General features: G+C 62.2%; 11 protein-coding genes and 1 rRNA gene. 6 read left to right on the top strand and 6 right to left on the bottom strand.

Annotated features, from left to right (window positions below):
- Nucleotides 1-35: 35 nt before the first annotated feature.
- From Uis1B_RS08280 to Uis1B_RS08270, 3 genes are read right to left on the bottom strand one after another with little or no spacing between them, the layout of a single operon-like run.
- Nucleotides 36-1,439 carry a DNA-processing protein DprA gene (locus Uis1B_RS08280; protein ID WP_101617320.1) on the bottom strand — a complete coding sequence of 468 codons (1,404 nt, stop codon included), beginning with the start codon at nt 1,437-1,439 and terminating at the stop codon, nt 36-38.
- The gene (locus tag Uis1B_RS08275; RefSeq protein ID WP_101617318.1) at nt 1,436-2,977 is read right to left on the bottom strand and encodes a YifB family Mg chelatase-like AAA ATPase; all 1,542 of its coding nucleotides are present in this window, start codon (nt 2,975-2,977) and stop codon (nt 1,436-1,438) included. Before Uis1B_RS08275 ends, Uis1B_RS08280 begins: the two co-directional genes overlap by 4 nt.
- Nucleotides 2,977-3,387 (bottom strand): YraN family protein, encoded by a 411-nt coding sequence (locus tag Uis1B_RS08270; RefSeq protein ID WP_101617316.1) that lies wholly within the window; start codon nt 3,385-3,387, stop codon nt 2,977-2,979. The genes Uis1B_RS08275 and Uis1B_RS08270 overlap by 1 nt, the downstream gene beginning before the upstream one ends.
- Before the next feature lie 243 nt (nt 3,388-3,630).
- Here Uis1B_RS08270 and Uis1B_RS08265 point away from each other — a divergent pair, with 243 nt between their 5' ends.
- On the top strand, nt 3,631-5,202 hold the full coding sequence (locus tag Uis1B_RS08265) for an alpha/beta hydrolase family protein (RefSeq protein WP_243390321.1): 1,572 nt from the start codon (nt 3,631-3,633) through the stop codon (nt 5,200-5,202).
- 36 nt (nt 5,203-5,238) lie between these two features.
- Here Uis1B_RS08265 and Uis1B_RS08260 read toward each other — a convergent pair whose 3' ends face one another.
- Nucleotides 5,239-6,129, bottom strand: coding sequence for a pyridoxamine kinase (locus Uis1B_RS08260; protein WP_101617314.1), 891 nt, complete (start codon nt 6,127-6,129; stop codon nt 5,239-5,241).
- Between the two features lie 327 nt (nt 6,130-6,456).
- On the opposite strand from Uis1B_RS08260, the gene Uis1B_RS08255 reads away from it, so the two are divergent.
- Nucleotides 6,457-7,773 (top strand): O-acetylhomoserine aminocarboxypropyltransferase/cysteine synthase family protein, encoded by a 1,317-nt coding sequence (locus Uis1B_RS08255; RefSeq protein WP_101617312.1) that lies wholly within the window; start codon nt 6,457-6,459, stop codon nt 7,771-7,773.
- 230 nt (nt 7,774-8,003) lie between these two features.
- On the opposite strand, the gene Uis1B_RS08250 is transcribed toward Uis1B_RS08255, so the two are convergent.
- A complete protein-coding gene (locus Uis1B_RS08250) occupies nt 8,004-9,164 on the bottom strand; it encodes an ROK family transcriptional regulator (protein WP_165782808.1) in 1,161 nt (386 codons plus the stop codon).
- A gap of 198 nt (nt 9,165-9,362) precedes the next feature.
- Here Uis1B_RS08250 and Uis1B_RS08245 point away from each other — a divergent pair, with 198 nt between their 5' ends.
- From Uis1B_RS08245 to Uis1B_RS08235, 3 genes are all read left to right on the top strand, one after another.
- A complete protein-coding gene (locus Uis1B_RS08245; RefSeq protein ID WP_423734880.1) occupies nt 9,363-10,163 on the top strand; it encodes an ABC transporter ATP-binding protein in 801 nt (266 codons plus the stop codon).
- Nucleotides 10,160-12,973 (top strand): ABC transporter permease, encoded by a 2,814-nt coding sequence (locus Uis1B_RS08240; RefSeq protein WP_101617306.1) that lies wholly within the window; start codon nt 10,160-10,162, stop codon nt 12,971-12,973. The genes Uis1B_RS08245 and Uis1B_RS08240 overlap by 4 nt, the downstream gene beginning before the upstream one ends.
- A 177-nt stretch (nt 12,974-13,150) precedes the next feature.
- Complete coding sequence (locus Uis1B_RS08235; RefSeq protein WP_101617305.1) at nt 13,151-14,341, top strand: pyridoxal-phosphate-dependent aminotransferase family protein; 1,191 nt, start codon at nt 13,151-13,153, stop codon at nt 14,339-14,341.
- 10 nt (nt 14,342-14,351) lie between these two features.
- Here the strand turns inward: Uis1B_RS08235 and Uis1B_RS08230 are convergent, their stop codons facing one another.
- Entirely contained in the window at nt 14,352-14,720 is a 369-nt protein-coding gene (locus Uis1B_RS08230; protein WP_101617303.1) for a YccF domain-containing protein, read from the bottom strand.
- Nucleotides 14,721-15,359: 639 nt separating this feature from the next.
- Between Uis1B_RS08230 and Uis1B_RS08225 the strand changes: the two genes are divergently transcribed.
- Nucleotides 15,360-15,626 (top strand): 16S ribosomal RNA (locus Uis1B_RS08225); the annotation flags it as partial.

The raw sequence follows: 15,626 nt of genomic DNA, 5'->3' as shown, positions 1-15,626 counted from the left end.
CCACAGGCCCTGACCTGTATGGACGCAAGCTCACGTCACCGTACGATTCGTACCGTTCCGTCATCTCTCATGGCGATCTCTCCGCGAGCCTCCATTCTGCCGAGCGTCGCGATGACCTCGCCGAAGGTCAGTGCCGAGGTCGAGGGTTTCGTCGCCAGATATCCCGAGATCTCATCCGCAGTGGCGGCCACATGCCGTCTTGCGCAGCTGCGGATCGCGGTGATGATCATCGAGCCGCCATCATCATGGCCTGACCTTGGCGAATCACGGGCTTCGGCCTCGTCGCCGGAGGTTTCGGCGTCCGTGACCGCAGCGCCTACATCATACGGCTCATGCCGTTCGTGGCAGCATGACGAGATGTCCGTAGCCGAATGCAGCAGTATGGCCTTGCCGTCATGGATCAGCCGGTTGCATCCGGTGTTGAACGGTTCGTCGATGTCGCCCGGGGCGGCATACACCTTGCGGTTCATCTCAGCGGCCCATGTGGCGGTGTTCAAGGCGCCGGAACGGTGTCGGGCCTGCGCCACGATGATCACGTCGGCCAATGCGGCGATGATCCGGTTGCGCAGCAGGAAACGACGGGCTTCGGGAATCGTGCCCGGCGGCATCTCCGAAATCAGGGCGCCGCGGTTGGCCAGCATCTCGTTGAACAGCGAGAGATTGCGCGCAGGTCCGCGAAGATCCAGACCTCCGGCGAACACGGCAACCGTGCGTCCCGCCTGATCTCGCTCGTCGGTGTCGTCTCGCTCCCTGCGGGCGGCCAATGCACCCCAATGGGCCGCGGCATCGGCGCCCATGGCGCCTCCCGAGACCAGCAGATGACCGTCCCGTGCCGCGTGGAGGCCGGCGTTGCGAGCCACGAAACGACCGTAGTCGTTGACGTCTCTGGACCCTACCACGGCCACGGGAGACTTGCAGCTGACCAGCGAGGAGGGGTCTCCCATTCCCCACAGGCACAATGGCGGAGCCCAATCCGAGCGAATGGCCAGATCCGTGAGCTGATGAGGCCAGTGGTCGCACCGGGGCGTGACGATCCACTGTTCGCCTCCGTGGGTCATCATGTTCGTCAATGCGGCATGATCCGCGAGAGGCAACCGGAGCAGACGATCCCGCCAGCGTCGCACGGCATGATGGAAATTCTCCAATGCGCGGGCGTCCGCCCTCCGTCCCCATCTGGCGATGCCGACGATGAACAAACGGTCCAACTGACGGTCATCGTCGGGAAAGGCAGGTGATGCTCCGCCGCTCTCGTTCCGGTGGTCGATCCAGAGGGGAGGCTGCGCCAGCGTAGTACGCAGAAGCATCGTCAATATCCGCGTGGCGTCGAAGGGATCCTCGGAACCTTTCAACGTGGCGTACATCAGGGCATCGGGGCCGTCCGTGGCGAAGGTCAGCAGCGCTCTGCAGAGCGTGTCGTTGCTCAGTCCGTCGTCGGTCATCTCAGCCTCGTTCTCAATGCGATTCCGGCTGCCACGTCGCCGTCGTCCGGACTTGTTTTGCCGGCCACGTCGGCAAGCGTCCATGCGAGGCGCAGCGCCCTGTCCGCACCACGGAGGGAAAGCTGCTCGGATTCCAACGCGTGGGAGATCAGCGTCAACGCCTTGCGGGAGGTGTTCTTGCGAAGCCATTCGCCGCTGGCCTTGGCGTTGCAGCGCCAGCCATGCATGCGATATCGCTCGGTGGCGGCCGACCGCGCGTCCATCACCCTGCGACGTATCCGCTCGCTGGATTCCGCGGGCTGCGATTCGTTCTGCGAATATTGCGACACCGGCGGTACCGTGATCTGGATGTCGATGCGATCGAGGATCGGTCCGGAGAGCCGGTTCCAATATCTGGCCCGATCCTTGGCCGTGCACACGCATTGTTCGCCGCTGCCCCAGCCGAATCCGCATGGGCACGGGTTCGCCGCCATCACCAGTTGGAATCGTGCCGGGTAATGGGTGGTGGCCTTCGAACGGGAAATGGAAACGAACCCCGTTTCCAGCGGTTCGCGAATCGTCTGCAGGGCCTTGGCGGAGAATTCCGGCGCCTCGTCCATGAACAGCACGCCGTCATGCGCGCGTGTGATCGCCCCCGGTACGGCGATGCCGCTGCCCCCACCCACGAGGGACGGGGCGGAGGCGGTATGATGCGGCGCCTCGTATGGAGGAACGTCGGTGATGCCGTATGCCGGCAATGTGCCGCACAGCGATCGGATGGAGGCGACCTCCAGCTGCTCCCGTTCGCCCAACGGCGGCATGATGGTGGGAAGCCGCGACGCCAGCATCGTCTTGCCCGTGCCGGGAGGCCCCACCATGATCACATGATGTCCTCCGGCGGCGGCCACCTCCAACGCCCATTTCGCTTGGCTCTGTCCCATGACCTGATTCATGTTCGGCATCGGCTCTTCCTCGGGCTGCCCCGCATCGGACGATGGAACGTCCGGCCCCACGATCCCGGCACCGGGATCAAGCCGGTAGTTCGCGCGGCCTCCCAAATGCTCGATCAATTCGCCCACATGTCGTACCGGCACCACGTCGATGCCTGGGACCAGCCCAGCCTCCTCCATGTTGGCGTACGGTATGAAGGCCCGTCGGATGCCTCGGGTCCGGGCATGAAGCAGGATCGGAAGAAGTCCGGTTACCGGCAGCACCGTGCCGTCGAGCTTGAGCTCGCCGAGCACCAGCGTCTCCTGCAGACAGTCATGCGGTATCGCCCCGCCCGCGCACAGCACACTGGCCGCGATGGCAAGATCATGATTCGCCCCACGCTTCGGCAGGGAAGCCGGCGAAAGGTTGACGGTGACCCGGGTCTGCGGCCAATGGAATCCCGCTGAGGAGCATGCCGACTTCACACGCTCTCGTGCCTCGGAAAGCGAGGCATCGGGCAGACCGATGATTGAAAAGTACGGTAGGCCCGGTGAAATGAACGCCTGCATGGAGATGGTGAATGCCTTGAGTCCGACGAGGCCGACGGACAATGCCGTGCCGATCCTCATCACAACGCCCCCGGAATATGGGTGACCTGCGGGCATCGGGCGCCGCCCGGCACGCTGAGCGCGATCACGTCGAACCTCGTACCATGATGACGGATCTTCCGACCGTATTCGAGAAGCCATTGCGAGGCCGCATGCTTGAGTGCGATCCGCTTGCGGGCGGTCACCGCCTCCTGAGGCGGACCGAAATGGGCGTTTCGTCTGGTCTTGACTTCGACGAACGTCAGCTGCAGGGAGGGGGAGAGCGCGACGATGTCAAGCTCGCCGTACCGGGATTGCCAGTTGCGGTCCACAATCGTCCATCCCTGGCATTCCAGCCAGACGGATGCATAGTCCTCGCCGATGCGGCCCAGCTGCTTCGGAGTGAGATGCGGTCGGTGTATCTGCTGTGTGAGCTGTTGGAGTGTGTTCATGGTTTCGACTACACCACCATCGGTTCCATGACGACACTGTCTGCGGACAATGTGGTCGAACGTGACATCGAATCGTCGATGATGTGGATGAATCATTCGCCGGCGGCGCGAATGTGGACGAAAACGGCGTCATCCACATTCATGACGGGAAAATGTGCTCGTCATGGGCGGGAAACGAGGGAAGATCGGATCCGCCGCGATCGTCGGGCTACGGTGAATACCGTGCATAGATTCAGAGGGGTCGTGAACATCGCATTGGCGACGCTGGCTCTGCTGGTGGTGTTCGCGCTGATCGGCAAGGCCATGGCGCCGGCATGGAAGGTGGAGCCGTTCTCCGATCACATTTCGCTCGGGTCGCCCGACGTCGGCGTCGCGGCGAAAGACGTGACCGTGCACCACGAGGGAACCTACCGCATCCGGGAGTCGACGCTGCATCTCACCATGAGCGACGGCACCGTTCTGGAAGCCGTGCTCAGACAGCCGGTCGGTGCTTCACCCAGACACGCCGCATGCCTGTTCGTCCATGGCTCGGGCACCGGTTCGTCACGGGACTTCGGCGACATCGCGTCTTCGATGGCGTCCGCAGGCATCACCACGCTGGTTCCGGCCAAACGACTCGATGATTACTCGTGGACCCACCGCGACTATGAACGGTTCGCGGACGATTACCGGCACTGCCTGGACTGGCTGAGAAACCGACCGGACGTGAACCCTGCGAAGACCGGGCTCTACGCGGAATCCGAAGGCACCTGGATATCCACGCTGATCACCGATCGCGATCACGACATCGCATTCGCCGTGCTTTCCTCGGCCCCGGTGGTTTCCGGCAGACAGCTCATGGCCATGGCGGCCAGCGCCTACCTGCAGGAGGCCGGAGTGCCCGCATCCGTCCGGCAGAACACCGCGAAACTCATGTCGATGGACTTCGCGCCGTTCGATCTGCGATACGGGGACTTCGATGCGAAACGATACCTGTCATCCCTCACCATGCCGGTACTGGTCAATTACGGGGTGATGGACACCGCCATGCCGATCGAACAAGGGGCGCGGACCATTCTTGACGTCGCGCATCGCGCCGGCAACGACAACGTGACCGTACGGTATTTCCACGCCAATCATCAGATGAGAGAGGGAGCGGGCCTATTCGAACCCGGGCTTCCTCTGGCCGATGGGTATACGAAGGTGCTCGACGACTGGGTGAACGCCGTCGCAGCCGGAACGAAGGCCGACGGATGGGCCACCGCACAGGTGGCCGGAGCGACACCCGATCAACGATTCACGGCGCCGCACTGGACGTCGTCGGGACTGATCGGATCCCTGGGGCTACTATGCGCGATGACCGTGGCCGCCATACTGCTGCCGATATCGGCCGCAGTGGTGGCGGCCGCGCTCGCCGTTGTTCGGCGCTTCGATCCGAGTCGCGGTCGGTTCCCCGTCGGAATCGCCCGTCTGCTGACGGCGGCTGGTGTGATGCCCGCGACGATCATTCTTCTGCTGTCGGGGTATCTGGCGTACGCGGGTTGGAGCGCCGTGATGCTGAACCGTAGGAGCCTGTTCTTCGCCATCGGATGGATGGTGCTACGGCTCGGAGCATTATGCAACATGGTGTTCGCCGCATGGCTGCTTGTGCGATGCAGACGGGATCTGCGGGAGCGTATGCATCGCACAAGCAGCCATGATCGAGGATCAGGACGGTCGGGGGACTCCGTCGCGGCGATATCAGGGTGGGGGCAATGGCTGGTGGTCGGGTTGATCATGGCCGGAGCCCTGCTGTCATTGACGCTTATGGCCTTCTGGGGGCTATTCGATCTATGATTCACCGGCCCCGCTCCTCGATGTGGGGAATCTGATTCAGCCGACCAGACCCGTCAGCTCACCGAGACTGAGCTCGAAGCTCACACCGCGTTCCTCGAAGTGCGGCTGGCGGCGGGTATGCCGCATGGCGGACCGGACGAATTCCCCGGCGATGTGCGCCGATTGCGCCAGTCCCCGTCCCGCCAGCAGCGCACCGCACAGCGCCGAGGCGAAGGCGTCTCCGGTACCGTGAATCATGTACGGGAGTCGGTCATGCACCAGTTCGATCGCCGAGTCGGCGCCCGAGGACGCGCTCGCCACGTAGTTGCGCAGTTTGCCGTCCCCACGGTCGATGCCCTTGAGCACCACGTTCCTCGCTCCCAGATCCAACAGCGCCTTCAGCCATTCATGGGCTTCGTCTTCGCTCAGATTCCGACCGGGATAGTCCCGTCCGGTCAGCAGCGACGCCTCGGTGAGGTTCGGCATCAGCACATCCGCGCCTTCGGCCAATGCCGCAGTGGCGCGGCACAGCTCCTCGGTGTATGTGGGGTACATGCTGCCGCCGTCTCCCATCACCGGATCGACCAGCCGGAGGGCCTTCGGATATTCACGGTACATGCGCTGGATCAGGGCCACCTGCTCCACGGATCCGAGGAAACCGCTGTAGATGCCGTCAAGCTCCACGCCCTCCTTGCGCCATGCATCGAGATAGGCGGGAAGCATGTCGGTGGTGTCGTTGAACGTGTAGTCCTTGAACATCGTGTGGGCGCTGAACAGCGCGGTGGGCACCGGGCACACATCGCAGCCGCATGCCGAAAGGATCGGGATGGCGGCGGTGAGCGAGCATTTGCCGTAGCCGCACATGTCGTGCACGGCTGCCACGCGGGGGATGTAGTCGGGGTCTCTGTCGAAAAGCGTCACGTCATCGTCATCGGCGTAGGTGGTCATGGTAGGGCCTTTCTGCGTGTTCCCGCATACGACGTTCGACGCATGCGTATGCATCACAGCATATCGGGCGGCTTCGGCGTGTCTTTCGACGAGGGAGCCGCCCGGAACGTCTCCGTAGCCCGTTATCAACCCTTTGCCCTGCAAGAGGTTGCTAAAAGGCTATAAGCAACCGTAATAGCGAAAAGCCGGTTTCCGCTTGAAACACAGGGCTTCGAACGCATATGGTCGTAACCATCAACGCAAGGACGACATCGCCGGGATGGTTTACGACGGGTCACCGAGCGGAGGCAACGACAACACCACACCACGATTAAGGAGTTCGCCATCATGGCCGAGAAGAACAAGAACTATCGTTTCGAGACCCTGCAGCTGCACGTTGGTCAGGAGCAGGCCGATCCGGCGACCGACTCGCGCGCCGTCCCGATCTACGCCACCACCTCCTACGTCTTCCATGACTTCGACCACGCCGAGGCCCGCTTCGGACTCCAGGATCCGGGCAACATCTACGGCCGTCTGACCAACTCCACCCAAGGCGTGTTCGAGGATCGCATCGCGGCCCTCGAAGGCGGCACCGCGGGCATCGCGGTGGCCTCCGGCGCCGCAGCCGTGGAATACGCGGTGCGCAACATCACCCAGTCCGGCGATCACATCGTCTCCTCCAAGAACATCTACGGCGGCACCTTCAACCTGCTCAAGCACACGCTGCCGCGCGACGGCATCACCACCACCTTCGTGGATCCCGAGGTTCCGCAGAACTTCGAGGACGCCATCCAGGAGAACACCAAGCTCGTCTACTTCGAGACCTTCGGCAACCCGAACGCCGATCTGCCCGACTTCGAGGCCATCTCCGAAATCGCCCACAGGCATCATCTGCCGGTCATCGTGGACAACACCTTCGCCACGCCGTACCTGTTCCGTCCGCTCGAGCACGGCGCCGACGTGGTGGTCGAGTCCGCCACCAAGTTCATCGGCGGCCACGGCACCACGCTGGGTGGCGTCGTCGTCGAGGGCGGCAAGTTCAACTGGGCCGAGGTGCCGGGCAAGTTCCCGACCCTCACCGAGCCGGATCCCTCCTACCATGGTCTGAACTTCTACGAGGCCCTGGGCGGTGCCGCCTTCGTGACCCGTATCCGCGCCATCCTGCTGCGCGACACCGGCGCCACGCTGAGCCCGTTCGCCGCGTTCCTGCTGCTGCAGGGCACCGAAACGCTGTCCCTGCGCGTCGAGCGCCACGTCCAGAACGCGCTGAAGGTCGTCGAATACTTGCAGACCGTGCCGGAAGTCGAGTCCGTCTCCCACCCGGCCATCGAGGGGCGTCGCGACCACGAGCTGTACAAGAAGTACTTCCCGAACGGCGCCGGCTCCATCTTCACCTTCGACATCAAGGGCGGCAAGGACGCGGCACGCGTGTTCATCAACAATCTGCACCTGTTCAGCCTGCTGGCCAACGTCGCCGATGTGAAGAGCCTCGTGATCCACCCGGCCTCCACCACGCACTCCCAGGAGACGCTGGAGGAGCTTGAGGACCAGGGCATCCATCAGGGAACCATCCGTCTGTCCATCGGCACCGAGAACATCGAGGACATCCTCGACGATCTCAAGGGTGGTTTCGAGGCTCTGCGCGAATCCGGTCTGGCCAAGTAGTACGGGTCGGATAGGACAAGCCGGGACGATGTGATCCGGATTTCCGGTCGACGTTCTCGGAACGACGCCGACCGGATGCCGTTCGTGGAGGCTCACAGGGGGCATGCCGCTTCGAACGGTCGGTTTCGGAAGTCGTGATGTGGGGGAAGCTCCTCAGTCGCACATCAGCAGCGTGCCGTGCGGGTTCGAACCCGCACGGCACGCTTCGTCATTCAGGGCGGCACGCTTGGTCATTCACGTTCCTGCCACTTGCACAGGGCATCCACGTAATCGTCCACGAACGTCAGGGCCGCGCCGATCACATCCTGATCATCCCGGCAGGCGCTTTTCCGTATGCGCAATCCTCCATCGGGGACGGGATCCGACCTACGTATGCGGATCTTCAGATCGGCCAGATCGTCCATGGTCAGATACTGCCCCACCTGCCCGCCGATGATGACGTCGCAGCTGAGCACCGTGCGCATGTTCCTGATCGCCAGAGCCAGATAATCGAGATACTGGTGAAACAGACGACGGTGTGTGTATTCGTCGTCTCGAACCTGATTGAAGAATTCCTCCAGCGTCTCGTCACGGTCACCGATCAGCGCTTTCGCCGAACAGTAGGCATCGAGGCATCCCTTCCCGCCGCAATAGCATCGACGCCCCTCCGGGACGATCGTCATATGCTCCACCGCGCCGTTCCTCATGGTCGATCCGCCATGCAGCTCACCGCCGATGACCACGGCTCCGCTCATATGATCATTCAGATACAGGCACAGCGCGTCGCCGACATCCGAGGTCAGACGAATCTCCTCCCTCGCCGCCGCGATGGCATCATGAACGAATACGCAGCGTTGATCGAGCTGACGACCGAAAACCTGTGCGGTCAGTCCTTCGTCGTCCATCACCTTGCCGAAGACAACACGCTCGCCGTCGGGCGAAACCATGCCTTGCACGCTGAACGCAACACCGAGTATCGATGATTCGCCGCCTTCGGGCAGGGATGCGGTCAGCGATTCGATGAACTGCCCAACGAACTGGCCTATGCGGTGGTAGTAGGAGCTTCGACGGGCGTAGGGCAGTCGTCCGCTCGCCCTCTTGACGCAGCCGCCACGAAGATCGACCGCACAGGCCACGACTCCGGTGGCCGTCATCCGCACGCCGATGGCCAGACGACTACCGGCATTGAAGGCGTAGATCCGGGGTTTTCTGCCGCCTGTGGACCGCGAGAAGCCCCTTCGGAGAACAAGACCGGCCTTCTCAAGTTCGCCAAGATTTTGCGTGACCGTCGGCAGACTCATGTTCAGCGCTCCGGCGAGATCCTGCTTGGATGCGCCGCCGTGCCGATAGAGGTGGGCGAGAACCTGGCTGCGATTATGCAGCCGCACCTGAGCCGTTGTCGCAATAGCCATCCGATAGCCTTTCCACCGCTTCATTGTAAGCGACGGCCGATTGAATCCGACGCTGGAAGTAGCATGGCCCATAGGGTCAATCGCTCATCGAGAATGGGAAGGGACATGGGCAGACATACGGCGCAGGCGGTCAGGGACCGACGGAACGATTCGTCTCCACAATACGAACGACGGTCTCGCGGTCCGCGCCGAATCGGCGTGGGGAGGCAGGGGGATACCGCACGGCAATCGTCGGATTCGGTGGTGGCCGAAGCCATCGATCTGACCAAGACCTACGGAGACAAGGACGCCGTCGTCACGGCACTGGACCATGTCGACGTCGAATTCATGCGCGGACAGATGACGGCGATCATGGGCCCGTCCGGCTCCGGGAAATCCACATTGATGCACTGCATGGCGGGACTCGACTCGCCCACGTCGGGCAAGGTGATCGTGGAGGGATTGGAAGTCTCCTCGATGAACCAGCGGCAACTGACGAAGCTGCGCCGCGAACAGATCGGATTCATCTTCCAAAGCTTCAACCTCGTACCCACGTTGAGCGCCGAGGAGAACATCCTGCTGCCGCTGCAGATCGCCCGCAAGCCCATCGACAGGGCGTGGTTCGATCAGGTGGTGCATGTGGTGGGCCTGGAACGCCGTCTCACCCATCGTCCCAGTCAGCTTTCCGGCGGACAGCAGCAGCGCGTCGCCTGCGCCCGCGCGCTGATGGCGCGTCCGAGCGTGATCTTCGCCGACGAGCCAACCGGCAACCTCGATTCGAGATCCAGCCGTGAAGTGCTCGGATTCCTCCGGGATTCGGTGCGCGACTACGGGCAATCGATCGTGATGGTGACGCATGATCCCCGTGCCGCCTCCTATGCGGACAGGGTGCTGGTGCTTGCCGACGGGCGCATCACCAGCGACATGATTCATCCGACGTACGAACGGATCCTTGATGTGTTCGCGGACAACGGGAATGACGATGCCGGCGGGACTTCGGTTGATGGGGGAGCGGCATGATCCGCATCGGACTGCGCGAGGCCCGCGCCCATTTGGGCAGATTCGCCATGTCCATCATCGCGATCATGCTCGGCGTATCGTTCGTGGTGGGTTCGTTCTGCTTCCGTGAGATGCTGAACAACCAGGTTGACGAGATGATGGCGTCGAATGCCGATCATGACGTCTATGTGCGAGGTTCCGAAGAGGTAAAGGACGACGATGCGGAAGCATCCGCGGCATCGACCGAAACCGAGTACAACGACATCAACGACGATCTGACCGATACGATCGCCTCGGTCACCGGCGTGCAGACGGCGGAAATCGTCTACTCGATCTCCAACGGCATGGTGCTGGTCGCGCACAACGGCGATGCCGTCTCCTCCATGGGCGCTCCGACCATCGCCATCGGATTCTCGGAAACGCAGCCCTGGCGGTCGGCCAGCATGATCAAAGGCGCGTATGCCGTCGGCGACCACGAGGTGGCGCTGGACGAGCAGGCGGCCCAACGCTCCGGACTCAACGTGGGAGACGCCACCAAACTCGTGTATCCCGAAGGGCCCCGTAGCGTGAAGGTCACCGGCATCTTCCGCACCTCCAGCAGCCAGGCCGGCGCAATCCTGCTTCAGATCGACCCCGCTGTCGCCAAAAAGACCCAGGAGCGCACGACCGGGAAGAGCGGCACGACCCGATACATCAGCGTCTACGGAAGCGCCAACGGGGGAAAGGCTCTCGATGCCGGGCAGCAGCAGGCGCTCGCCGATGCCATCAACGACCGATTGCCGGCCGACGCGAAGGCCCACGCCATCACCGGTGACCAGATGCGTGACGAGAACGCCAAGGCCACCAAGGACGCGCTCGGTTTCATCCAGCCGCTCATCCTGATCTTCGCTGTGATCGCACTGTTCGTGGGATCGTTCATCATCGCCAACACGTTCTCGATGATCGTGCGCGAATCCATGCGTGGATACGCATTGCTCAGATCCGTCGGCGCCTCTCCCGGACAGGTGTTCTCCACCGTGATCGTGCAGGCCGTCGTCCTGGGCCTGATCGGATCTCTGGCCGGCATCGGTCTGGGATGGGGGGTCGTCAAGCTCATCGTGATGGGCATGGAGCGGATGGGCACTCCGATCAGCGGATCGTCGAATCCGACCGTCACCGATATGCTCGTCGGTCTCGTCGTCGGTATGATCGTCACGTTCGTCGGGGCTTCGCTGCCCGCTCGACGGGCGGCGCTGGCACCGCCGATCCAGGCGATGAACGAAACCGTGAATCCCGAGAAGCCGGTGACGATGCGAGGGATTCTGGGTGCCGTGATGTGCTTGATCGGTGCCGGGGCGTGGACCTTCACCGTGGCGTTGGTCGGTGCGGATGGAAACGGTCCCACACCTTGGCCGTGGCTGAATGATGTCGCCGTCGGTTGGCCGCTGGGCGTTGGCGCGGCCCTGCTCGTCGTCGGCGTGATCGTGACGGGACCGTCCCTGGTGTCGGTGGCGGGCGTGATTCTCGGATGGCTGCCGTCGAAGATCTTCCGGGTCACCGGGACGCTTGCCAAGCGCAATCTTTCACGTTCGAAACGGCGAACTGCCAATACCGCGGCGGCCTTGTTCGTCGGTGTCGCCATCGTCTCATGTCTGGGCGTGGTGGCGTCTTCCGCCAAGGCATCCGTCGCTGGCATCGTCGACACCGGTCTGAAGGCCGACTATGCCATCATGTCCGCATCCTCGGGTCAGTTGCCGCAGGGGGCGGTCGACGACGTCAAGAAGGTGGACGGCGTCAAATCCACCGCATCGAATCGGTTCATCATGGGCGTCAAATACGACGGCGAACAGGTCGGCGGCATGACCATAGCGGTTCAGCCCGCGCTGTTCACCGATGTGTTCGCCCCGGTTACGAAAGCTGGGGATCCCACCGAAGCGTTGAAGAACGACGAGCTTGTGGTCGGCGAGGACGTGGCCAAGGATCAGGGATGGAACGTGGGCGACACGGTCACCGTGAGCGCGAAGAAAACGCTGATCGATCAGGAGGCGACCGCCCGGGCGCGAAAGGAGTATCAGGCCAAGGTCGAGTCCGAGGTTCGGTCGCTCATGGCACAGGGTAGGGCGCAGGAGGCTCAGGCGCGCATGGATGAGGCCGGTAAGGTCGATCCGAGCACGCTGATCCGAACCAGAACGGAGACGACCTCCCGAACAGTGAAGGTCGGGGCCATCATCACCAACAACGTTTATCGCAGTTGCGTGATGGTGAATGACGATCTCGGCGAGCGGTTCGGCACCAAGCAGACGATGTTCACCATCCAGATGTACGTCGTCGCCGACCCGGGGGCGGATAAGACCGACGTGCAGCGACGGATCAAGGATGCGGTGAAGCCGTACTACACCGTTTCCGTGATGAATCACGAGGAATACAAGTCGACCATGAGCTCGATGGTCGATCAGATTCTGCTGATCCTCTATGCGTTGCTCGCACTGTCCATCGTGATCGCGATCTTCGGCATCGTGAACACCTTGGCGCTTTCCGTCTCCGAGCGAACGAAGGAGATCGGACTGCTGCGGGCCATCGGCACGTCCCGTGGACAGATTCGAGGCATGCTCGCCATCGAAGCCTCGATCATCTCCGTGTTCGGCACGGTGCTGGGACTGATCGTCGGTGTGGCGGCCGGAGCGGTGATCCGCAAGGTCTACGAGTCGGATGGGCTGGAAATGCTCAGCGTTCCGTGGAGCCAGCTCGTCGTGTTCCTGCTGGTCTCGGTGCTGGTTGGTCTGCTCGCGAGCGTTTCGCCGGCTTCGCGGGCGTTGCGAAAGCCGGTGCTTGACGCCGTGGCTTCCGAATAGGCGTCGGACGGGCTTCGAAGAACCTCCGGGAGTTGTTCGCGGGCTTACACTGGGATCAAAGCCGTTGCCGATGTCCGCCGATGCGGAATCCTCGTGGGCTCGCCGTGAAGCTCCCGCGGAATCGTCGTGCGTGCAGGGTTTCGTGTTCCGTGGATCGGTGTGGGAAGGAGTGTCGTCATGCCGTCTTCGTTTCGTCCGCATATTCCCGAACTGATGATGGCTTCCGGCCCGTGCAGCATATACCCGCGGGTACTGGAGGCCATGGGATGGCAGATGGTGCATCATCGCACCGATGATTTCGTCGACCTCATGCGTTCGGTAAGCGATGATCTGTCGAAGCTGTTCAAGACGGCCAATCGCGTGCTGCCAGTGGAGGGCGAATCCATCCTGGGGCTTGAAATGGCCGCCTGCAATCTGGTGGAGCCGGGTGACGTGTGCGTCAATCTGGCATCCGGGTACTACGGCGCCGGATATGCCAAGGTGCTGCGCGGCTATGGCGCCGAAGTGGTCGATGTGACGGTGCCGTACGACACCTCCGTATCGATCGAACAGGTGAGACTGGCTTTGGATCGGCATCCCGAGACGAAGGTGTTGGCGTTCGTGCATTCGGAGACCCCCTCGGCTTCCGAGAATCCCATGGAATCGATCTGCCGGGAATGCCGTGAGCGAGGAGTGCTCACCATCGTTGATTCGGTTTCCGGCGTCGGAGGCTCCCCGGTGCGTTTCGACGAATGGGGGTGCGACGTGGTGGTCACCGGTACCCAGAAATGCTTGGGCTCGACTCCGGGAATGTCTTTGGTGGCGTTGAGCGACAGGGCGTGGGAGCGGGCCGCGCGGGTGATGAAGGATACCGGTCGCTATGAGCGTTCGTATCTGAGCTTTCTACCGTGGCGCCAGTGGGTCGACCGCGACTACGTGCCGTACACCCCGCCGATCTCGGCCATCTACGGATTGAAGGCCGCGCTCGACATCATCGACGATGAGGGCGGGGTGGACGACGTTGTTCGACGGCATGAGCGTTGCGCCCGGGCCATGCGTGCGGGCGTGCGGGCGATGGGGTTGGAGCTGTGGGTTGATGCCGATGAGCATATGGCGAATTCGGTGACGGCGATCCGTCTGCCCGAGGATGTGGACGATGCGCAGCTTCGGGGGATCATGGATTCTCGTTACGGATTGCATGTTTCCGGAGGGCTCGGCGAGGAGGCCGGACGGTTGATCCGTGTCGGTCATATGGGATACACCGCCAGCGCTCAGAAAGTGGTTTCCGCACTGACGGTGCTTGGTGCGGCCATGATCGATTTGGATCATCCGGTCGATGTCACCGCGGCCGTTGCCGCGGCCAATGCCGCCGTTTCCGCAGTGGAATGACCTTCATCGGTCAGGGTAGTTCTCGGATCTGCGCGCCGAACGGCCACAGGGCGAGTTTGGCCATCTTGAATGATTGGATGCCGAACGGGATGCCGATGATCGTGATGCAGTTCGCCAATCCGGCGGCTACATAGCCCAATGCCATCCACCAGCCGACCAGTACAACCCAGATCACGTTGATCAGCGTCGAGCCGATGCCGCCATCGTAGACCACGGTTCTGCCGAACGGGGTGAGCGTGAGCGCCGCCATCTTGAACGATTGGACGCCCAGCGGGATGCCGATAATCGTGAGGCACAACACCAATCCGACGATCGCCCATCCGAGGGCGATGGCCAGTCCTCCCAGTATCAGCCACAGAATATTGCCTAGTAGTCTCATACCTCCAGATTAGGTGCACAGCGAGGCTTCCGATATTGGGGTTTGCCCTGATTGTTCCCTGATTCCTTCCGTATTGCTGCTTGTGCCGGATGTATCTGGGGGATGGGCGACGGTGTTGCCTTACGCGCGGGTGAATTTTCGCCGCATTCGTCTGACTATGTGGAATGCCTTGGGATAAGCGGTTGAGGATCGGGATAGGCTAAAAGCGGATGCGCGGTCGAGCCTGACGAAGGGCTCTGTGGAGAGATTGCGCGACACGCCGATAGAGCCCTTGCGGCAGTAAGGGTTCTGGATGATTATGTTTTCTTGGATTTGCGTTGTTGGTGGTTGGCGTGTAAGTTAATCACTCGTTGCCCGGCACGGCCGGATCGGTTCGGTTCGGATCGGTTTCGTTTGCTGGTGTGGTGGTGGTTTGAGAACTCAAGAGCGTGTTTTGTACTACTTTTTGATGATTGCCAGTCCGGTCCCGCCCGGTCGCGTGTGAGCGTGGTTCGGGTCCCCGGGAGGGGTTCGAGGGGACTGGGTTTTGGAAGGATTCTGTGTGGTGCCATGGTTCGGCCTTCGTGGTCGGGATCGTGGTGTCCGTCTTTTTTCTTCTTTTTTGTTTTTTCGAGCCGTTCTTCGGCTTTTCACAGTTTTTTTGTGGAGGGTTCGATTCTGGCTCAGGACGAACGCTGGCGGCGTGCTTAACACATGCAAGTCGAACGGGATCCTCCAAGCTTGCTTGGGGGTGAGAGTGGCGAACGGGTGAGTAATGCGTGACCGACCTGCCCCATGCTCCGGAATAGCTCCTGGAAACGGGTGGTAATGCCGGATGTTCCAGTTGATCGCATGGTCTGCTGGGAAAGATTTCATCGGCGTGGGATGGGGTCGCGTCCTATCAGCTTGACGGCGGGGTGACGGCCC

Source organism: Bifidobacterium margollesii (genome assembly GCF_002860355.1).
GTDB classification, from domain to species: Bacteria; Actinomycetota; Actinomycetes; order Actinomycetales; family Bifidobacteriaceae; genus Galliscardovia; species Galliscardovia margollesii.
The sequence above is the reverse complement of the archived record's forward strand: the minus strand, read 5'-3'. Positions and strand labels throughout refer to the sequence as shown.